The sequence below is a fragment of the uncultured Sphingosinicella sp. genome, assembly GCF_963974575.1.
Lineage (GTDB): Bacteria > Pseudomonadota > Alphaproteobacteria > Sphingomonadales > Sphingomonadaceae > Sphingosinicella.
This window is the reverse complement of sequence record NZ_CAXBBQ010000001.1, coordinates 387,457-408,204: the sequence shown is the minus strand read 5'-3', so window position 1 is coordinate 408,204 and position 20,748 is coordinate 387,457. Positions and strand designations below refer to the sequence as shown.

Genomic DNA, 20,748 nt, shown 5'->3' with positions numbered 1-20,748 from the left:
ACATGAGCAGCAACGCGTCTTCCGGCGAATACGGCGCCGATTCGATCAAGGTCCTGAAGGGGCTCGACGCCGTGCGCAAGCGGCCGGGCATGTACATCGGCGACACCGAGGACGGTTCGGGCCTGCACCACATGGTGTTCGAGGTCTCCGACAACGCGATCGACGAGGCGCTCGCGGGCTACTGCGACACGGTGACGGTCACGCTCAATGCCGACGGCTCCGTGACGGTGACGGACAATGGGCGCGGCATCCCGACCGGCATCCACGAGGGTGAAGGCGTTTCCGCCGCCGAGGTCATCATGACCCAGCTGCACGCGGGCGGAAAGTTCGACCAGAACAGCTACAAGGTTTCAGGCGGCCTCCACGGCGTCGGCGTTTCGGTCGTGAACGCGCTTTCGGACTGGCTCGACCTCCGCATCTTCCGCGACGGCAAGGAGCACTACATGCGCTTCGAGCGCGGCGATGCCGTCGCGCCATTGAAGGTCGTCGGCGATGCGAACGGCCGCAAGGGTACGCACGTCACGTTCTTCGCCTCGGAAGAGACGTTCAAGGTCATCGAATTCGATTTCGAGAAGCTGGAGCACCGCTACCGCGAGCTGGCGTTCCTCAATTCCGGCGTGAAGGTGGTGCTGACCGACGCCCGCCACACCGAGCCGAAAACGATCGAGATGTTCTACGAAGGCGGCGTCGCGGCCTTCGTGAAGTACCTCGACCGCACCAAGACGCCGCTGATCCCCGACCCGATCCTCATGCAGGGCGAACGCGACGGCATCTCCATCGATGTCGCGCTCGAATGGAACGACAGCTATTACGAACAGGTCCTGCCCTTCACCAACAACATCCCGCAGCGCGACGGCGGCACGCATCTTGCCGCATTCCGCAGCGCGCTCACGCGCACGCTCAACAACTACGCCGAAAGCTCGGGCATCCTGAAAAAGGAGAAGGTCTCGCCGACGGGCGAGGACATGCGCGAGGGATTGACGGCGATCGTTTCGGTGAAGGTGCCCGACCCCAAGTTCTCGTCGCAGACCAAGGACAAGCTCGTCTCCTCCGAGGTGCGGCAGCCGATCGAATCGCTGATGGGCGAGAAGCTCGCCGAGTGGCTGGAGGAAAACCCCGGCCCGGCGCGCGTCGTCGTCGAGAAGATCGTTTCCGCCGCCGTGGCACGCGAGGCTGCCCGCAAGGCACGCGAAGCGAGCCGCAAGAACGTGCTGCAGATCTCCTCGCTGCCCGGCAAGCTCGCCGACTGCCAGGAGAAGGACCCCGCGAAGTCGGAGCTGTTCCTCGTCGAGGGCGATTCGGCCGGCGGCTCCGCCAAGCAGGGCCGCGACCGGCATTTCCAGGCGATCCTGCCGCTTCGGGGCAAAATCCTGAACGTCGAGCGCGCGCGCTTCGACCGGATGCTCGCATCGCGCGAGATCGGCACGCTCATCCAGGCGTTCGGCACCGGCATCGGACGGGACGACTTCGATATTTCGAAGCTACGCTACCACAAGATCGTCATCATGACCGACGCCGACGTGGACGGCGCGCACATCCGTACGCTGCTCCTCACCTTCCTCTATCGGCAGATGCGCGAGCTCATCGAGGCCGGCCACGTCTATATCGCGCAGCCGCCGCTCTACAAGGTGAGCCGCGGCCGCTCCGAGGTGTACCTGAAGGACCAGGCGGCGCTGGACGACTATCTGATCCGCACCGGCCTCGACGGGCTCGTCGCCGAGACGGCCGACGGCCCGCGCACGGGCGAGGACCTTCGCGGCCTCGTCGAGCAGGCGCGCAAGCTCCGCGCGCTGATGGCCTATGTGCCGGGACGCTACGATTCCCGCATCGTCGAGGCACTGGCGATCTCCGGCGGGCTCAATCCGGAACGCGATGCCGCGGCAGACGTCGCCGCGTGGCTGAATGGCCACGACGATGCCCATTGGAGCGCAGAGCATGTCGACGACGGCTACAAACTCGCCCGCACCTACCGCGGCGTGACCGATCACTACGCGATCGACCGTGCGTTCATCGTTTCGGCGGAGGCGCGCAAGATCAACCAGCTGCTCGCCGGCGAAGCTGCCGCCTACCGCACGCCGATCCTGCTCGGCGACCGGCAGATCACGCGCCCCTCGGCGCTGCTGGAGGCGATTTTCGAGATCGGCCGCAAGGGGCTTGCCATCCAGCGCTACAAGGGCCTTGGCGAGATGAACGCCGAGCAGCTCTGGGAAACGACGCTTGATCCTTCCGTGCGATCAATGTTGAAGGTGGAGATCGCGCAGGCCGACCTTGCCGACGACATTTTCACGCGGCTGATGGGCGACGTGGTGGAACCCCGCCGCGAATTCATTCAGGAGAACGCGCTCAACGTCGCGAATCTGGACGTTTAGGCGGCGCGCGCTCCTTCTTGATCTGCCGCAAGTTTGCTTGCTTCGGCAGTGGTATCACTCATTCGGGTGAACAGCGGGAGAGCGGAAGATGAAATCGATTCTCGTCCATATCCATGAGGATGCGGGACAGAACGCGCGCCTTCAGGCGGCGCTCGACACGGCGCGCTATTACAGCGGGCATCTGACCTGCCTTCAGGCGATGCCGTTCGCGGCCTATGCGGGCGAACCCTTCACGGGCGCGATGATCGCCTACGAGGCCTACGCCGAAACGATGGAAGCGACGCGCACGCGGATCGAAGCGCAGCTTCAGAACGAAGGCGTGCCGTGGGACTGGATCGATTCGCGCGGCAGCGGTTCGGTCGCGGTGATGATGCACAGCCAGCTCACCGACCTCATCGTGCTGAGCCCCACCGGCAAGCTCACCGATCCCGATGCGGCACTCCCGATCGTTGGCGAGATCGCCACCAAGGTGCGCGCCCCTGTGCTCGCCGTCCGTGACGACCACGTGGGGTTCGACCCGTCGGGCGCGGCGCTCATCGCGTGGAACGGATCACCCGAAGCCGCGCAGGCCGTGCGCAACACGATGAGCCTGCTGACCACCTCGAAAGGCGTTCACATCGCCTGTATCGAAGAAGATTTCGACACCCACATTCCGGCGCGCGAGGCGGCCTCGTACCTCTCCCGCTACGGCATCAAGGTCGAGGTTCATGCCCGCGCGAAGAGCGGCACGGTGGCGGACACGCTGAGCAGCATCGCCGCCGAAGTGAGCGCCGGATATCTGGTGATGGGCGCATACGGCCGTTCGCGGTTCGCCGAGTTCATCTTGGGCGGCGTCACGCGCTCGCTGCTGGCGGACGCGTCGTTGCCGCTGGTGCTGTCACACTGACCTTACGGATCAGGTAGCGGTAGACACCGACAGCATTGATGACGAAGAGCACGGCGTTCTGCGTGGAGAGCGCCGCCTCCTCGTCCAGCAGCCCTGCCGTGATCCAGGCCGCGCTCGACAGGAGAAACAGCACGAAACCCCAGCCGGTGATACGCCGGCCAAGATCGGCTGCGACCGCGAGCGCCGCAACCATGCCGCTGATCGACGCGGTCCACTTTACGATTTCCAGCACAGAGCGCTCCTTTCGGGTGCCCCCGAAGGTTCAAGCGACGGGCCGGCCTGCAGGTTCCAGCGGGCGGCGTGATAAAAAACCGTGGCGTTCCGGCAACACCCGACAGCGATGCATGGCAACAACACTGTCTCACCATGCGTAGTTGTTGCAGGTTTGCTCGGTTCGCCCCAACTTAGGCCTTTACGCGAGGGGAAGCTGTCGGCAGGTTCCACTTGTGCGTCCGGCTGCAGTTCCGATTATCGCAGTCTGGACGGGGATATTCGGAGACACTCCACGCTGACCCGGGGAGTTGGACCCGTGCCCCGAGGGGCGCGGGTCCTTTTTCAAGCTGCGACCTTCGCTTCGATTTCGCCCGAAGCCACCGCGAGCAGCTTGCGGGTGATGCCTTTCAGGCGCTGCGCATTCTCGATCTTGTCGCCGGTAAGATCGGTCACATAGAAAACGTCGACCGCGCGCTCGCCATAGGTCGCGATATGCGCCGAGCTGATCGAAAGCCGCGCGTCGAACAACCTGCGCGTAATTCCATAGAGCAGCGCCGGCCGATCAAGCGCGTGCACCTCGATCACGGTGTATCGGTTCGATGCCTTGTTGTCGGCGAGCACATTCGGCTCCACCTTGAACACGTCGGCGCGATGCCGGGCAAGCGGCCGCGCAGCCAGCCGCTCTGCGAGCTTCACCTGCCCCGACGCTGCTTCGATGATCGTCGTCTTCAGCCGTTCAAGCGCGTGCGCGTCCTCGAGCGCGCGACCCGCGGGCGTCTGCACGACGAGGTTGTCGATCGCCATGCCGTCGCGCGTCGTATGGATGCGCGCGTCGACGATATTCGCGCCGCAAAGCGTGATGCCGCCCGCGATCCGGTAGAAGAGGCCCGGATGATCGGGCGCAAAAACCGAAACCTGGGTGGCGCCGAGCGCGTCGTCGCTGGTCATCGAAACCGAAATCTCGTCCTTCGCCTCCGCGATCTGCCGCGCGTTCGCGAGCAGCGAGCCGGCGGGCTCGGCGACCCAATAGCTGTCGAAAAACCGCTTCGCATGAGCATTGAAGACCCGGTCGCTCCAGCCGAGCGCGGCCTTCAGCTCATCCTTCTTCGCTGCGATGCGCTCGGCGCGTCCGCGCTGCTGGTGGCCAAGGCGCAGCATCTCCTCGGCGGCGACATAAAGGTCGCGCAGAAGCTGCGCCTTCCATTCCGTCCAGCGGCCGGGGCCGACCGCGCGGATATCGACGACGGTGAGGATCATCAGCAGCCGCAGCCGCTCCACGTCCTGCACGACCGCGACGAAATCCTGGATCGTCTTGAAATCCGAAAGGTCGCGGCGCGTCGCGGTTTCCGACATCAGCAGGTGATAGCGCACCAGCCACGAGACGGTTTCCGTCTCGGCAGGCGTCAGGCCGAGACGCGGGCAGAGCGCGAGCGCGACATCGGCACCGAGTATGCTGTGGTCCCCGCCGCGTCCCTTGGCGATATCGTGCAGCAGCACCGCCATGTAGATCACCCGTCGCGAGGCGATCTGGTGGATGACGACCGCGCTTGTCGGATGCTCCGCCGTCAATTCGCCGCTCTCGATACGCGCGAGCAGGCCGATGGCGCGGATCGTGTGCTCGTCCACCGTATAATGGTGGTACATGTCGTATTGCATCCGCGCGACGACGCGGCCGAAATCGGGCACGAAACGGCCGAATACGCCCGCCTCGTTCATCCAGCGCAGCACCGTGTCGGGCGCACGCCGGCTGGTCAGCACATCCATGAACAGCGCGTTCGCGCGCGGATCGCGGCGGATCCGCGCGTCTATCAGCTTCGCATCGCGCCCCGCCTGCCGCATCGCCTGCGGGTGGATTTCAAGTTCGTGCTTCTCGGCGAGCGCGAACATCTCGAGGAGCCGCACCGGATCCTTTGCGAAGAAATCGTCGGTCGGCACGCCGAGGCGGCCGCGCTGCACGGTGAAGCCATTCAGCTTGCGGGGCGCGCGCCGCATACTCGGCAGGCGGATGCGGCTCTCCGCATACGTCTCTTCGAGATGCGAGAGAAACAGCCCGGTGAGATCGCCCACCTGCCGCGCGATCAGGAAATAATGGCGCATGAAGCGCTCGACCGCCGACATGCCCGCGCGGTCCTGATAATGAAGCCGTGCGGCAAGCTCGCGCTGCATGTCGAACGTCAGCCGTTCCTCTCCGCGCTTCGCGATGTCGTGCAGGTTGATACGCACCGCCCACAGGAAATTCTCGGCCTTGTTGAACTGGCGGTATTCGCGCGGGGTCAGCAGCCCCTTGTCGACAAGCTCCGCCGCGCGTTCGACGCGAAACACGTATTTGCCGATCCAGAACAAGGTGTGGAGATCGCGAAGCCCGCCCTTGCCCTCCTTGATATTGGGCTCGACGACGTAGCGGCTGTCGCCCATGCGCGTGTGGCGCGCTTCGCGCTCGGCGAGCTTGGCCTGCGTGAAGTCGCGCTCCGTGCCGGAGACGACATCCTTCAGGAACCGCGCGTTCGACTCGTCGTAAAGCGCCTCGTCGCCCCACACGTAGCGCGCCTCCAGCATCGCGGTGCGGATCGTCACATCCTCGCGAGACAGGCGCACGACATCGGCGATCGAGCGCGTGGCATGACCGACCTTCAGGCCGAGATCCCACAGCGTGTAGAGCATCGTCTCGACCACCTGCTCGATCCAGCCCGTGGATTTCTGCGCGGTGAGGAACAGGATGTCGACGTCCGAGAACGGCGCCATCTCGGCGCGGCCGTAACCGCCGACGGCGCACACGGCGATGCGTTCTGCGGCGCTGGGGTTGCTTGCGGGATAGAGGCGCTGCGTCGCGAAATCGAAGACGAGCCGCACGAGCTGGTCGGTGAGGAACGCGTAGCCGTTCGCAAGCTCCAGCCCCTTGTAGGGCGCCGCTTCCAACCGCCGTTTGAGTTCGCCCCGCCCGTCCGTCAGCGCGACGCGCAGCACGTCGACGGCGGCGGCGCGATCGGCGGGAATCGCGGCCAAAGCCTCGGCAATCTCACGGCGATCGATAATCGCGCGGCGGTCGGTGACGCGGTGGAAACGGTCGGTCATGCTCATGATATCGCCCCTCCACCGCCGTCTGCCAAGCGCTTGAGGTCGTAGAGCGCATCGAGCGCGGCGCGCGGGCTCATCTCGTCCGGCCGGAGCGCGGCGAGTGCATCGCGCAGCGCATCGCGGGCGGGTGTGGCCGGCGCCGCGGCGCTGAACAGCGGCAAATCGCCGAGGCCCGCGGCGATGCCGCCGGTCTTCGCCTTGCCCTGCTCCAGTCGCGCCAGCACTTCGGACGCGCGGTGCGTCACGAGTTCGGGCAGCCCCGCGAGGCGCGCGACGGCGAGGCCGTAGCTGCGATCGGCCGCGCCTGCAATCACCTCGTGCAGGAACACGAGATCGCCCTTCCATTCGCGCACCTTCACCGTAGCGAGATGCACGGCGGAGAGGCGATCGGCGAGCACGGTCAGCTCGTGATAGTGCGTCGCGAACAGGCATCGGCTGGCAAGGCTGTCGTGCACGGCCTCCACCACGGCCCACGCGATCGCGAGCCCGTCGTAGGTGGAGGTTCCGCGCCCGACCTCGTCGAGGATCACGAGCGAGCGCACCGTCGCCTGCCGCAGGATCGCCGCCGTCTCGACCATCTCGACCATGAAGGTGGAGCGGCCCTCGGCGAGATTGTCCGATGCGCCGACACGGCTGAACAGCCGGTCGACAACGCCGATGTGCGCCGACTGCGCGGGCACGAAACTGCCCGTCTGCGCGAGCACGGCGAGCAGCGCGTTCTGGCGCAGGAAGGTCGATTTGCCCGCCATGTTTGGGCCGGTCAGCAGCCACAGGCGGCGTTCCGGCCCGAGGTCGCAATCGTTCGCGACGAACGCCTCGCGCTTCGTGCCGAGTGCTGCCTCGACGACCGGATGCCGACCGCCGCGAATATCGAAAGCGGTGCTCGCATCGACCTCAGGGCGCGCCCAGCCACCGCGTGCGGCAAGCTCGGCGAGCGCCGCCGCAACATCGATGCGCGCGAGCGCCCCGGCGGTTTCGCCGGCAGCTTCCGCCTCTTCGAGCACGGTTTCGCGGAGCGCAGCGAAGTGCGCGGTTTCAACCGCCAGTGCCTTCGTCGACGCCTCGGCGATGCGCGCGGCGAGATCGGCGAGATCGACGCTGTTGAAGCGCACCACGCCCGCAAGCGTCTGCCGGTGCGTGAAGCCGCTGTCCGCTGCCATCAGCGGGTCGGCATGGCGCGCCGAAACCTCGACATGATAGCCGAGCACGTTGTTGTGGCGGATCTTGAGCGCGGCGATCCCGGTCGCATCGCGGTAGCGCGCCTCCAGCGCGGCGATGTGGCGGCGCCCGTCCTGCGCGAGCCCGCGCAGCTCGTCGAGCGCCGGGTCGAAGCCTTCGGCGACGAAGCCGCCGTCGGACACTGAAAAGCCCGGCTCAGGCACCAGCGCGGCGGCAAGGCCTTCGACAAGCGCGCCGTGCGGCCCGATGCGTTCCAGACAATCCGCGAGCATCGCCGGTACGCCGAGCTGGCTTTCCGAGAGCAGGCGTTTGAGATCGAGCGCGCCCTGCAGCGCATCGCGGAGCAAGCCGAGGTCGCGCGGACTGCCGCGCCCGGCGGAAAGCCGGCCAAGCGCGCGCTCGATGTCGGCAATGCGTTTCAGCGCGGCGCGGACGCGTTCACGGATGGTCGGCGCGCCGACGAACCAGCCGACGAGATCGAGGCGCTGCGCGATGGCGTCCGGATCGGTAAGCGGCGCGGCGAGATCGGCGGAGAGGCGCCGCGCGCCCGCGCCGGTGACGGTGAGGTCGATGCAATCGAGGAGCGAGCCCTTGCGGCTGCCCGCCATGGTTTCGGCAAGCTCCAGGCTGGCGCGCGTCGCCGCGTCGATCAGCATGGCGCTCTCGGGAAGGTGCCGCGCGGGTGGGCGCAGCCGCACGGCAGCGTCTTTCTGCGTCGCCTCGACGAACGCCATAAGCGCACCCGCCGCCGCCAGCTCGGCGCGCGTGAACGCACCAAACCCGTCGAGTGTGCCGACGTCGAAGCGACGGCACAGCTTGCGCTCGCCCGCCGTGCTGTCGAAGTCGCTGCGCGGCCGCACGGCAACGAGGTGCCCGGCGGGCGCCTCTTTGCCGTCCGCGACCAGAAGCTCGGCCGGGCGCAGCCGCGCCAGCTCCGCGCCGACGAGCGCGGCATCGACCGGCGCGGTCATGAACTCGCCCGACGACAGGTCGCACCACGCGAGGCCCATGCGCCCCTCCGCTTCGCCCACCGCCGCGAGCCGGTTCGCGCTTCGCGCGTCGAGCAGGTTTTCCTCGGTGAGAGTACCGGGCGTCACGACGCGGATCACCGCGCGGCGCACCACCGATTTCGAACCGCGCTTCTTCGCCTCAGCCGGGTCTTCCACCTGCTCGGCGATGGCGACTCGGAAGCCCTTGGAAATGAGTCGCGAAAGATACGTCTCGTGGCTGTGTGCGGGGACGCCGCACATCGGGATGTCCTCGCCCAGGTGCTGGCCGCGCTTGGTGAGCGCGATATCGAGCGCACCGGCCGCCGCGACAGCATCCTGAAAGAACATCTCGTAGAAATCGCCCATGCGGAAGAACAGCAGGCTGTCCCCGGCCTCTGCTTTCAGCGCGAGGTATTGCTCCATCATGGGCGAGGGGGAACCCGCTTTTACAGATTTCACGGATTGAGGACTGGCGTCGGCGCACATGCGGACGCTAATAGCGATCTCAGGCGCCTTGGTGGAGAAAACATTTGTCAAAAGGCAGTTCGATCAAGTTCAGCGATCAGGAGGCCCTGCAATTCCATTCGCAAGGCCGCCCGGGCAAGATCGAGATCATCTCGTCGAAGCCGATGGCCACGCAGCGCGACCTCAGCCTCGCTTATTCCCCCGGCGTCGCCGTGCCCGTCGAGGCGATCGCCGCCGACCCCGTGCTCGCCTATGATTACACCGCCAAGGGCAATCTCGTCGCCGTCATCTCCAACGGTACCGCCATTCTCGGCCTCGGCAACCTCGGCGCGCTTGCCTCGAAGCCGGTGATGGAAGGCAAGGCCGTCCTCTTCAAGCGCTTCGCCGACGTCGACGCGATCGATATCGAGCTTGCGAGCGAGGACGTCGACCGGCTGGTGAGCGCCATATCGCTGATGGAGCCGAGCTTCGGCGGCATCAACCTGGAGGACATCGCCTCCCCCGACTGCTTCATCATCGAAAGTCGCCTGCGCGAGATGATGAACATCCCCGTGTTCCACGACGACCAGCACGGCACCGCGATCATTTCCGCCGCGGGTCTCATCAACGCGCTTCGGATCACCGGCAAGTCGATCAAGGACGTGAAGATGGTCGTGAACGGCGCCGGCGCCGCCGCCATCGCCTGCGCCGAGCTCATCATCGCGATGGGGATGCCGCGCAACCATGTCCGCATGTGCGACCGCGAAGGCGTGATCCACAAGGATCGCACCAATCTCAACCAGTGGAAGTCCGCCTACGCGATCGAGACCGACGAGCGCACGCTGATGGATGCCATGCAGGGCGCCGACGTGTTCCTCGGCCTCTCTGCGGCGGGCGCGCTCTCCCCCGAGATGGTGAAGGCGATGGCGCCCAATCCGATCATCTTCGCGATGGCGAACCCGGTGCCCGAAATCCTGCCCGAAGACGCGCACGCCGTGCGTTCGGACGCGATCATCGCCACGGGCCGCTCCGACTATCCGAACCAGGTCAACAACGTCCTCGGCTTCCCCTACATCTTCCGCGGTGCGCTCGACGTGCGCGCGACGACGATCAACGAGGAGATGAAGATCGCCGCCGCTGAGGCGCTCGCCGATCTCGCGCGCGAAACGGTGCCCGACGAGGTCGCCGTCGCCTACGGCAAGCAGCCGGTGTTCGGCCCCGAATACATCATCCCCGCCCCGTTCGATCCGCGCCTTATCGAGGCGATCCCGCTCGCCGTCGCCCGCGCGGCAATGCGCACGGGCGTCGCGCAGCGCCCGATCATCGACGAGGAGGCCTACCGCACCGAGCTTCGCGCCCGGCTGAACCCGACGACCGCCGTGCTTTCGAACAGCTATGACGCCGCCAAGGCGAATCCGAAGCGCATCGTCTTCGCCGAGGGCGAGGAAGAGACCGTTCTGCGCGCCGCGATCACCATCAAGAACGCCGGCTACGGCATCCCCGTGCTCGTCGGCCGCGATGACCGCGTGAAGGAGGGGCTGCGCAAACTCGGCATCGAGGACGCCGCCACCTTCGAGATCCACAACAGCCGCATCAGCCCGCTGGTGCCCGGCATGGCCGAGCATCTCTATCGCCGGCTGCAGCGCAAGGGCGTGCTCTACCGCGACGCGCAGCGCATGGTGAACCAGGATCGCAACATCTTCGGCGCGCTCCTCGTCGCGCTCGGCCACGGCGATGTGCTCGTCACCGGCGTGACGCGCCATTTCAGCCAGACGCTGAGCCAGGTGCAGCAGGTGATCGATCCCGCCCCGCGCCACGTGCCCTTCGGCATCCACCTCATCGTCGGCCGCTCCGACAGCTTCCTCATCGCCGACACCACGGTGAACGAACGCCCGACCGCCGAGCAGCTTGCCGACATCGCCGAACAGACCGCGAGCGTCGCCCGCCGCATGGGCAAGACCCCGCGCGTCGCCTTCCTATCCTATTCGAACTTCGGCAATCCGCCGGGCGACATCACCAACGTACTGCGCGAAGCCGTCGCGGTGCTCGACGACCGCCGCGTCGGTTTCGAATATGAAGGCGAGATGTCGGCGGACGTGGCACTCAACCGCGACATGGCCAAGCTCTATCCGTTCAGCCGCCTCACCGGCCCCGCCAATGTGCTCATCATGCCGGGGCTGCATTCGGCGAACATTTCGGCGAAGCTTCTGAAGGAACTGGGCGGCGGCCGCGTGTTCGGGCCACTGCTGATGGGCATGTCGAAGCCGGTGCAGATCGTGCCGATGACCTCGACGACGAGCGATCTCGTGACAATGTCGGTGCTGGCGGCAAGCGGCGTTGTCGACTAACCTGCCCCTGTTTGGCGAACCGGAGGGCCCGTCCATGAGCAAGCCGCCGCTTCTCTTCATCCACGGCATGTGGTCGACGCCGCATGTGTGGGACTGGTTCGCGGATCGCTATCGCGCCGCCGGGCATGACGTGCATGTGCCTGCGCTGCCCTATCACGACCTCGATCCCGCCGAGCCGCCGCCGGCCATCCTCGCCACCATCGGCGTGCAGGACTATGTCGATGCCGTCGCTGCCGTGGTGCGCACGCTGCCCGAAAGCCCGGTGATCATCGGCCATTCGATGGGCGGCATGCTTGCACAGAAGGTCGCGGAGGCCACCGGCGCGCGCGGCCTCGTCCTGCTGTCGCCTGGGCCGACAGCGGAAACGCAGAGCATTTCGCTCGCCCCCCTGCGCACCGTGTTCGGCATCGCCGTGAAGCGGCAGTGGTGGAAGCAGCCGACGAAGATCGATGCAGAGCGTGCGCGCTGGGGCATCTTCAACGAAGTGCCCTACGATGTCGCCAGCGCGGAAATCGCGAATCTGGTTTGGGATTCGGGCCGCGTGCTCTTCCAGATGTCGATGCCGTGGGCGGACAAGTCGCGCGCGACCCGGGTCGATTACGGCAGGCTTTCAATGCCCGCGCTGGTGGTCGTCGGAGACCGCGACCGCATCACCCCCATCGCCGTCGCCCGTGCGACGGCACGCGCGCTCACCGGCCACACCGACTATCGCGAGATCATGGGCGCCGGGCATTGGCTGTTCCATGATCCCGTCCGCGAAAAGGTCGCGACGGAAATGGACGGCTTTCTCAGACAGCTTTAGCAGACCGCCACATCGGCCAGACCGGCGGGCACCCACGCGGCGCAGCAAGCAGCGGCAATTCCTGGAAGCCGAAGTGGCGGTAGAGCGGCAGGTTCTGTTCCTTCGTGCTTTCGAGATAGCACGGCAGACGCGCGGCATCGACGCGCTCAAGGCCCGCACGGATCAGCGCGCCGCCGAGCCCCTTGCCCTGCGCCTCCGGCACGACGCCGACCGCGAACAGGAAGGCGTGCGGCTCCGGCGGATGCGCCTTGCTGAACACGGCATCGAGCGCGAGCCCGCGCCGCATCGCACCGATGCCCGCACTAAAGCCGAGCGCGGCCGCGACCTTGAGTGTGGCGACGAGTCCCGCATCCTTGTCGCGCGCATCCATCAGCCAGAGCGCCGCGCCGTCGGCGTCCGCCACGTGCCCGAAGCCCCGTGTCAGATAGAGATGGCGGGCCAGCGCCGTGAATGTCGGCGCCATGGGCCGCGCGCCAAACACCCAGCGGTTGACCGGATCGTCGTGAAACGCACGCGCGATGATCCCACCTGCCGCTTCGGCATCGCGTGCGTCCGTGATCAAAATGCGCTGCCGTCCTTGCGCGTGAACGGACCGTCGCTGCGCGGCAGGTGCATGTCGATATCGGGATAGGTGCAGGTATCGTCGGCGAAATTGCTGCCGACGACGAGCAGCACCGCGTCCGCGTTCGATCGATTCACGAAATGATGCGCGTCGCCGTCGTCCTTGGGAAAGGCCGCGCAGTCGCCGGGGCGCATCACCGTTTCGCCCGCGTTCGTCACGAGCACGGCCTCACCCGAAATCAGCATGGCGAATTCGTCTTCCTTGCTGTGCCAATGGCGCTGGCTGGACCACGCGCCGGGTTCGAGCCTGCACATGTTGACGCCGAAATCGGTAAGACCGCCCGGCCCCGCAAGGCGCCGATAATGCCGGCCTGCGACAGCGGCACTATGGGGCGCGGGATAGCCGGTGCGGCAGACTTCGGGGATGGCTTCAAGATCGAGTTTCGGCATGGCGCTTCCTTAACCCAGCGGCGCCACTATAAGCACCTCTCATGTCTGCTGCCATCGATCCGCTCGCGCTTGCCCGCGCGCTCATCCACTGCCCCAGCATCACGCCGCGCGACGAGGGCGCGCAGGCCGTGCTCGCCGAAGCGCTGGAGGCGATCGGCTTCAAGGTGTGGCGTCACGTGTGGGGCGAGGCGCCCGACGGCCCCGTGCACAATCTCTTCGCGCGCATCGGCGGCGGCGGCCCGCATTTCGCCTTCGCCGGGCACACCGATGTCGTGCCGGTGGGCAATCGCGACGGCTGGTCCGTGGAGCCGTTCGCCGCCGAGGTGCGAAACGGCCAGCTTGTCGGGCGTGGCGCTGCCGACATGAAGGGCGCCATCGCTGCGTTCGTCTCGGCGGCGGCCGAGAATATTCCCGCGCAGGGCTCGCTCAGCTTCATCATCACCGGCGACGAGGAAGGCCCGGCGACGTTCGGCACCAAGCCGCTGCTCGACTGGATGGAGGCGACCGGCAACGTCCCCGATCACTGCCTCGTTGGCGAACCCACCAGCCGCCACCGGCTCGGCGACATGGTGAAGATCGGGCGGCGCGGTTCAGTGAACGTGTGGATTCGTGTGGCTGGCGCGCAGGGGCACGTCGCCTATCCGCACATGGCCGACAATCCCGTCCGCCACCTCGTCAACATCCTCCACGCCCTGCAGGCGCGCGAACTCGATACCGGCAATGCGTGGTTCGATCCGTCGAACCTCGAAATCACCGACATGACCGTCGGCAACCCGGCGACGAACGTGATCCCCGCGATGGCGGAAGCGCGGCTCAACATCCGTTTCAACGACGAGCACACCGGCGCGGAGCTGGTCCAGTGGATCGAAAAGGTCGCCGCGCGGGAAACGGCGGGTGCCAGCGTCGAGGCGAAGATTTCGGGCGAGGCGTTCCTCACCGAACCCGGCGATTTCAGCGCGCTTCTCGCCGATGCGATCCGCGCTGAGACAGGCGCTGAAACCGAATTCTCGACAAGCGGCGGTACCTCCGACGCGCGCTTCATCCGGCGGCTGTGCCCGGTTGTCGAGTTCGGCCTGCCCGGCCAATCGATGCACAAGACCGACGAGCATGTCGCGGTGGACGATCTCCACACGCTCACCCGCATCTACGGGCGCATTCTCCGCACGTATTTCGCCTAACCGCTGTTCCTGAGACCCGCCGCGATGCCGTTGATCGTGAGGTGGATGCCTTCGCGCACACGGGCATCCGTCTCGCCGCGCCGGTAGCGTCGGATGAGTTCCACCTGCAGCGCGTTCAGCGGCTCGATATAAGGCAGACGCATACGGACACGGCGCGCGAGCGCCGGGTCGTCGCCGAGAAATTCGGTGTGGCCGGTGATTTCGAGAAGCTGATCGCGGGTGCGGTGCCAGCCGGCGCTGATCTCGCCGAACACCGTGCCGCGCAGTCCCTCGTCCTCGACGAGGTCGCTGTAGAGCGCGGCGATGTCGATGTCGGACTTCGCGAGCACCATCGACATGTTCGAGAGGGTGGCGGCGAAGAACGGCCATTCGGCGTTCATCGCCTTCAACAGCGCCTTGTCCGGGAAGGCGGAAAGCGCGGCGCCGACGCCGAACCAGCCGGGCAGCATGACGCGCGACTGCGACCAGCTGAACACCCACGGTATCGCGCGCAGGTCCTCGATGCGGTCGGACTTGGTACGCGACGAGGGGCGCGAGCCGATCTTGAGCTCGGCGATCTCGCCGACGGGCGTTGCTGCGCGGAAATAGGTGTTGAAGCCGGGCGTCTCGTAAACGAGCCCGCGATAGGCGGCGCGCGCGGCGGCGCTCAAAGTCTCCATCGCCGTACTGAAGCGCGCGAGATCGGCGGGATCGGTTTCGGGCGGGGCGAGCGTCGCGAGCAGTGTCGCTGACGTCATGGTTTCAAGATTGAGCGCGGCGAGCGCGGGCGTGCCGTATTTGGAGGCGATGACTTCGCCTTGTTCGGTGATGCGGATGCGGCCGCCCACCGTGCCCGGCGGCTGCGCGCGGATGCCGGCAAAGGCGGAGCCGCCGCCGCGCCCGACGGTGCCGCCGCGGCCGTGGAAGAGCTGGAGCCGGATGCCGCTGTCCGCGAACACATCGGCGAGCGCCAGCGAGGCTTCGAACAGTGCCCAGTTCGAGGTGAGGTAGCCGCCGTCCTTGTTGCTGTCCGAATAGCCGATCATGACTTCCTGAACGCCGCCGCGCGCCTCGGCGAGCGCGCGGGCTTCGGGGAGCGTGAGGAATTCGCGCATGACAGCGGGCGCGGCTTCAAGATCCTCGATGGTTTCGAACAGCGGCGACACCATCACCGCGCAGGCGGGCACGTCACCCGGGTGGTAGAGGCCAGCCTCCTTGAGCAGCAGATAGACCTCGAACAGATCGGCGACGCAGGTGGAATGCGAGATGAGATAGTTGCGGATCGACGCCGGGCCGTAGCGCCGGTGCGCTTCCGCCGCCGCGCGCAGGATGTCGAGTTCGCCGCGCGTCTCTTCCGAATAAGAGGCGAAAGGGCTGACGAGCAGGCGGCGGTGCGCGAGTTCGCGGCGGAGAAGTGCCGTGCGCTCCGGCACGGAAAGCGCCTCATAGTCGGCGCAGACGCCCGCTTCGCGCAGCAGCTCCGCGACGACGGCGCGGTGGATGCCGCTGTTCTGGCGCATGTCGAGCGCGGCGAGATGGAAGCCGAAGATCGAGGCGGCGCGGATGAGATCGTCGAGGCGGGTGCCGGCGAAACGGATGCCCCCGTGCGTGATGAGGCTGTCGCGCACCACGCTGAGGTCCGCGATCAGCGCCTCCGGCGCCGCATAGGCGTCGGCGAGAAGCTTCGCGGCGCGCGGCGGACGGACGCCGGTGAGCTCGACATGGGTTTCGGCGAGCCGCGCGTAGATGCCGGACAGCGCGCGGCGGTAGGGCTCGTCCTGCCGGTGCGGGGATTCGTCGCCGCTCGCCTCGGCGAGCGCGGCGAGCGCGGGGGTGACCGACGCGATCGAGGCACTGATCGACAGCTCTGCGCCGAGCGCGTGCACCTCGTCCAGATAATGCTGAAGCGCGACGCGGGCCTGCCCGGCAAGCGCCATGCGCAGCGTTTCGGCGGTGACGAACGGATTGCCGTCGCGATCGCCGCCGATCCAGCTCCCCGGCTTCAGGAAGCTGCCGACGGACGCGCCGCCAAGCAGCGTTTCCACGCGCCGGTGCAGCGCCGGTAGCACCGGCATCAGGCTTTCGCGCATGACGCTGAGCGCATTCGCGATCTCGTCGACGACGAGCAGACGCACGGCGCGCAGCGGGCGGGTTTGCCAGAGCAGCGCGATCTGCCGGTAGAGCGCGGCATCGACGGCATCGGGATCGGCAGGATCGGACGTGTCGGCGCGGCCGGCGACGAGCGCGGCGATGGCGCTTTCGCGGTCGATGACGCTCTTGCGACGCACCTCCGTGGGGTGCGCGGTGAGCACCGGCGAGATCAGCGCGCCGGCAAGCGTCGCGGCGACGTCTTCGGGCGCGACGCCGTGGCGTGCAAGCTCCGCGAGCGCGCCTTCCAGCCGCTCCGGCCGGGTTTCCGATCCACTCGGCACGATGCCCGCCTGGCGGTCCTCGGCGATGTTGGCGAGCAGCGAGAAATTGAGGAAGCCGCGGATGAAGCGCACCGCATCATCAAGGCTCAGCCCCGCAAGCAGCCGCGCCAATTCCGCACGCCGCTCCGGCGCGTCGTCGCGGTGCACCGCGACCGAAGCCTGCCTCAGTTCCTCGATCGTGTCGAAGGCCGCCTTGCCATCGAAATCGCGAATGACGTCACCCAGCAGGCGGCCGAGGTAGCGCACCTCGTCGCGATCGGAGAGGCTGGACGCGCGGGACTGACGGAGGGGTGCGGCACTCATGTCCGCCAAGCTAGGCCCACCCATGCTGCGCTGCAACAGGCGTTCGTGATGTTTGTTTTCCCCTCTCCCCGGCGAGGAGAAGGAGAGATTCTATGCCTCGAGCTCGCTGTCCCAATAGAGATAATCGCGCCACGTTTCGTGGAGATGGTGCGGCGGGAAGGCCCGGCCGTTCACCTGCAGCTCGTGCGCGGTCGGCTGTCGCGGCGCGGTGCGCAGCGCCATGTGCGCCTCCGCCGGCGTGCGCCCGCCCTTGCGCAGGTTGCAGGGTGCGCAGGCGGTGGTGACGTTCGCCCACGTCGTGCGCCCGCCGTATGCGCGCGGCACGACATGATCGAATGTGAGATCGTGCCGCCCGCCGCAATACTGGCAGCTGAACCGATCGCGCAGGAACAGGTTGAAGCGCGTGAACGCCGGGTGCGACGACGGCTTCACATAGTCCCGAAGCGCGATCACCGAGGGCAGCCGCATCGCGAAGCGCGGGCTGTGCACGACGCGATCGTATTCGGCGACCACCGATACCCGGTCGAGGAACGCCGCCTTGATCGCGGTCTGCCACGACCACAGGCTGAGCGGATAATAAGAGAGCGGCGTGTAATCCGCGTTGAGAACGAGCGCCGGGCAGCTTTCCGGCGAAACCGCACGCGTATCGAGAAGTTCGGTCGTATACATTGAGCCCCAGTCCGCTTTTTCGCGGACTGCCGGGGCGCTACCCGTACCCTGTCGCACGCAAGGCGGCCGCACCGGCCGTCCGTAACCTTACTGTACGCACCATACAGCGTATTGTGTGTCGCCGCTATGACACCACTTGATCTGGGGTGAGGTCAATGCGCTTTGTGCAGACTGCGCCAAGAAATTCGGGGAGTCCATCATAACGGTCGTCACGCGCTTCGCGCCGAGCCCCACGGGGCGGCTGCATCTGGGCCACGCCTTCTCGGCGCTGACGGCGTTCCGTTTCGCGGAGGCGCACGGCGGACGCTTCCTGCTGCGCATCGAAGATATCGACACCGGCCGCTGCCGCGCGGAATTCACCGACGGCATCTTCGAGGATCTCGCCTGGCTCGGCCTCGCATGGGAAACGCCGGTGCGCCGCCAGTCCGAACACATGGCCGACTATGCCGCAGCGCTCGCGCGCTTGCAGGCGTTGGAGGTCGTGTACCCCTGCTTCTGCACGCGCGCCGACATCGCCGCGGCGGCCACCGCCCCGCACGGCGTGCAGCCGCTTTATCCCGGCACCTGCCGCGCGCTGGATGTGGAAACCCGCGCGCGGCGCATGGCGGAGCCGCACGCCTGGCGCATTGACGTCATCCGCGCCACCGCCCTCGCCGGCCCGCTTTCGTGGCATGACGCGACGCAGGGCGAGATCGCGGCGACGCCCGAGGCCGAGGGCGATGTCGTGCTTGCGCGCAAGGACGCAGGCACAAGCTATCACCTCTCGGTCACGGTCGACGATGCGCTGCAAGGCGTAACCGACGTCGTGCGCGGCGAGGACCTGTTTTCTGCGACACACGTCCACAGGCTGCTGCAGGCGCTGCTCGGCCTGCCGACCCCGCACTACCACCACCACGCGCTGCTCATGGGGCCGGACGGCAAACGCCTCGCCAAACGCGACCGCGCCGAGACACTCGCCGAGCTTCGCGCACGCGGCGTCTCTCCACAGGCGATAAAGCATCAGCTCGGCTTTGCCTGACGCGGCGACTTTTGTTAGGCGCTCTCCGCCGGGGGGCGAAAGACAAGGAGATCGACACGTGTGGCGTATCGCGCTCGCCGCTCCCTTATCCATTGCCGCGGCCGCAGCAGCCGCGCAGACGCCCGTGCCCGCCGAGGCGCCGGCAGAAGAAAAACCAGCTGAAGGCGTCCTGCCTGCGCCCGTCGCGGAGATGATCCGCGCCGCGGAGCCCGGCCAGCTCGATACGATCGCGGCGCTCGCACGCCGCACGCAGCCGCAGGCGATGGCTGAAATCGACGCGATGGTTTCGGAAATCCGCGCCGCGCAGGAAGCCGAAAAGCAGCGGAGGCGCCTGCTCGCGACCCAGGGTTTCACCAACGGCTGGGAGGGCGAAGCCGCGCTCGGCGCGACCCTCACCACCGGCAACACCGACGAACGCGGCGCCTCCGGCAAGATCGATCTTGTGAAACAGGGCCTGACGTGGCGGCACCGCCTGCTCGCCGAGGCCGATTTCCAGGAATCGGACGGCGAACGCACGCGCGAACGCTATGGTGCCTCCTATCAGGGGGACCACCGCTTCAGCCCGCGCTTCTACACGTTCGGCTTCGTCGGCTGGGAAAGCGATCGTTTCGCCGGTTTCAGCCGCCGTTTCACCGAATCCGCCGGTTTCGGCTGGATCGCCGCCGAAACGCCGCGTCTGCGGCTGGTGCTCGAAGGCGGTCCGGCGCTCCGCCAGACACGCTTCGCCTTCGATGAGCTGGAACCCGATGCCGATCGCAGCCGGAGCGAACTCAGCGTGCGCGGCAAGACCAATCTGCGCTGGACGATCGTCGGCGATCTCGTCTTCACCGAAGACGCGGGCTTCATCGTCGGCAACGGCAATGACACACTGTTCGCGAACAGCGCGCTCACCACCAAGCTCATCGGCAATCTTTCGACGCGGCTGTCGTTCGACGTGAAGCACGAGACCGATCCGCCCGACGACAAAGTGAAGACCGATACGGTGACGCGCGCCAGCCTCGTCTACAAATTCTGATCGCCGGCACGCTGCGGCGTGACATGGGCGCCGAAACCCGTATTAGTCTTGCCCCATGACCGGACTCGTCATCGCCCTCATCGTTATCGGCGCGCTTGCGACCGCCGCCGTCCTCGTGCGCGGCATCATCGTGATGGCCCGCGGCAAGGACATCACCGGCCAGCAGTCGAACAAGCTGATGAGCTACCGCGTGCTGCTGCAGGGCGTGACCGTCCTTCTCGTCATCATTCTCATCATGATGACCCGGAACGGCGGCTGATTTCATGGTCAAGCTCAACAAGATCTACACGCGCACCGGCGACGACGGCACGACAGGCCTCGTCGATGGCAGCCGCCGCGCCAAGCACGATATGCGGGTCGCCGCGTACGGCACCGCAGACGAGGCGAACAGCGCGATCGGCGTCGCGCGGCTCCATGCCGAAGGCGCGGACGATGCGATGCTCGCGCGCATCCAGAACGACCTGTTCGACCTCGGCGCCGACCTCGCGACGCCCGGAGAGATCACGGGCGCGCTCCGCGTCACGCAGGCCCAGGTCGATCGGCTGGAGCGCGAAATCGACGCGATGAACGTTGATCTGGAACCGCTCACCAGCTTCATCCTGCCCGGCGGATCGGCGCTTGCCGCGCACCTTCACGTCGCGCGTACCGTCGTTCGCCGCGCCGAGCGCATCGCCGTGGAAGCCAATGAAACCGATGCCCTCGGCGATCTGCCGATCAAATATTTGAACCGTTTGTCGGATCATTTGTTTGTCATGGCACGTCACTGTAACGAAAAGGGCAGGGCTGACGTGCTCTGGGTTCCGGGCGCCAACCGGGACGGCTGAACGCGGCCTTCCCG

General features: G+C 66.9%; 16 protein-coding genes. 9 read left to right on the top strand and 7 right to left on the bottom strand.

The window, feature by feature from the left end; all coding sequences use genetic code 11:
- Positions 1-2 precede the first annotated feature (2 nt).
- Both gyrB and AAC014_RS02070 read left to right on the top strand, forming a co-directional pair.
- Positions 3-2,369, top strand: a complete 2,367-nt coding sequence (gene gyrB, locus AAC014_RS02075) for a DNA topoisomerase (ATP-hydrolyzing) subunit B (protein ID WP_339703608.1) — start codon at positions 3-5, stop codon at positions 2,367-2,369.
- A gap of 88 nt (positions 2,370-2,457) precedes the next feature.
- Positions 2,458-3,255 carry a universal stress protein gene (locus tag AAC014_RS02070; protein WP_339703605.1) on the top strand — a complete coding sequence of 266 codons (798 nt, stop codon included), beginning with the start codon at positions 2,458-2,460 and terminating at the stop codon, positions 3,253-3,255.
- Here AAC014_RS02070 and AAC014_RS02065 read toward each other — a convergent pair.
- The 3 genes from AAC014_RS02065 to mutS form a co-directional block, all read right to left on the bottom strand.
- Positions 3,203-3,487 carry a hypothetical protein gene (locus tag AAC014_RS02065; RefSeq protein ID WP_339703602.1) on the bottom strand — a complete coding sequence of 95 codons (285 nt, stop codon included), beginning with the start codon at positions 3,485-3,487 and terminating at the stop codon, positions 3,203-3,205. The genes AAC014_RS02070 and AAC014_RS02065 overlap by 53 nt on opposite strands.
- A gap of 323 nt (positions 3,488-3,810) precedes the next feature.
- On the bottom strand, positions 3,811-6,540 hold the full coding sequence (locus AAC014_RS02060) for a [protein-PII] uridylyltransferase (RefSeq protein ID WP_339703971.1): 2,730 nt from the start codon (positions 6,538-6,540) through the stop codon (positions 3,811-3,813).
- A 2-nt stretch (positions 6,541-6,542) separates the two neighbouring features.
- A complete protein-coding gene (mutS, locus tag AAC014_RS02055; protein WP_339703599.1) occupies positions 6,543-9,137 on the bottom strand; it encodes a DNA mismatch repair protein MutS in 2,595 nt (864 codons plus the stop codon).
- A 104-nt stretch (positions 9,138-9,241) separates the two neighbouring features.
- Between mutS and AAC014_RS02050 the strand changes: the two genes are divergently transcribed.
- Together AAC014_RS02050 and AAC014_RS02045 are read left to right on the top strand one after the other, a co-directional pair.
- On the top strand, positions 9,242-11,503 hold the full coding sequence (locus AAC014_RS02050) for an NADP-dependent malic enzyme (protein WP_339703597.1): 2,262 nt from the start codon (positions 9,242-9,244) through the stop codon (positions 11,501-11,503).
- A 34-nt stretch (positions 11,504-11,537) separates the two neighbouring features.
- The gene (locus AAC014_RS02045; protein ID WP_339703594.1) at positions 11,538-12,305 is read left to right on the top strand and encodes an alpha/beta hydrolase; all 768 of its coding nucleotides are present in this window, start codon (positions 11,538-11,540) and stop codon (positions 12,303-12,305) included.
- Here AAC014_RS02045 and AAC014_RS02040 read toward each other — a convergent pair.
- Positions 12,292-12,867: a GNAT family N-acetyltransferase gene (locus tag AAC014_RS02040; RefSeq protein WP_339703592.1), complete on the bottom strand. Its 576-nt coding sequence runs from the start codon at positions 12,865-12,867 to the stop codon at positions 12,292-12,294. The genes AAC014_RS02045 and AAC014_RS02040 overlap by 14 nt on opposite strands.
- Complete coding sequence (locus AAC014_RS02035) at positions 12,864-13,316, bottom strand: cupin domain-containing protein (protein WP_339703589.1); 453 nt, start codon at positions 13,314-13,316, stop codon at positions 12,864-12,866. Before AAC014_RS02035 ends, AAC014_RS02040 begins: the two co-directional genes overlap by 4 nt.
- A gap of 41 nt (positions 13,317-13,357) precedes the next feature.
- On the opposite strand from AAC014_RS02035, the gene dapE reads away from it, so the two are divergent.
- Positions 13,358-14,494 (top strand): succinyl-diaminopimelate desuccinylase, encoded by a 1,137-nt coding sequence (gene dapE, locus AAC014_RS02030; protein ID WP_339703586.1) that lies wholly within the window; start codon positions 13,358-13,360, stop codon positions 14,492-14,494.
- Here dapE and ppc read toward each other — a convergent pair.
- Positions 14,491-17,208: a phosphoenolpyruvate carboxylase gene (ppc, locus tag AAC014_RS02025; RefSeq protein ID WP_339703583.1), complete on the bottom strand. Its 2,718-nt coding sequence runs from the start codon at positions 17,206-17,208 to the stop codon at positions 14,491-14,493. The two genes, dapE and ppc, sit on opposite strands and share 4 nt — an antisense overlap.
- Before the next feature lie 90 nt (positions 17,209-17,298).
- Positions 17,299-17,877, bottom strand: coding sequence for an HNH endonuclease (locus tag AAC014_RS02020; protein ID WP_339703581.1), 579 nt, complete (start codon positions 17,875-17,877; stop codon positions 17,299-17,301).
- Positions 17,878-18,073: 196 nt separating this feature from the next.
- Here AAC014_RS02020 and gluQRS point away from each other — a divergent pair, with 196 nt between their 5' ends.
- Genes gluQRS through AAC014_RS02000 form a run of 4 tightly spaced genes read left to right on the top strand, consistent with a single transcriptional unit; the run spans position 18,074 to position 20,734 of the window.
- The gene (gene gluQRS, locus AAC014_RS02015) at positions 18,074-18,895 is read left to right on the top strand and encodes a tRNA glutamyl-Q(34) synthetase GluQRS (RefSeq protein ID WP_339703969.1); all 822 of its coding nucleotides are present in this window, start codon (positions 18,074-18,076) and stop codon (positions 18,893-18,895) included.
- 58 nt (positions 18,896-18,953) lie between these two features.
- A complete protein-coding gene (locus tag AAC014_RS02010) occupies positions 18,954-19,910 on the top strand; it encodes a DUF481 domain-containing protein (protein WP_339703579.1) in 957 nt (318 codons plus the stop codon).
- A 55-nt stretch (positions 19,911-19,965) separates the two neighbouring features.
- Positions 19,966-20,169 carry a twin transmembrane helix small protein gene (locus AAC014_RS02005; RefSeq protein WP_339703577.1) on the top strand — a complete coding sequence of 68 codons (204 nt, stop codon included), beginning with the start codon at positions 19,966-19,968 and terminating at the stop codon, positions 20,167-20,169.
- A 4-nt stretch (positions 20,170-20,173) separates the two neighbouring features.
- Complete coding sequence (locus tag AAC014_RS02000) at positions 20,174-20,734, top strand: cob(I)yrinic acid a,c-diamide adenosyltransferase (RefSeq protein WP_339703575.1); 561 nt, start codon at positions 20,174-20,176, stop codon at positions 20,732-20,734.
- Positions 20,735-20,748 lie beyond the last annotated feature (14 nt).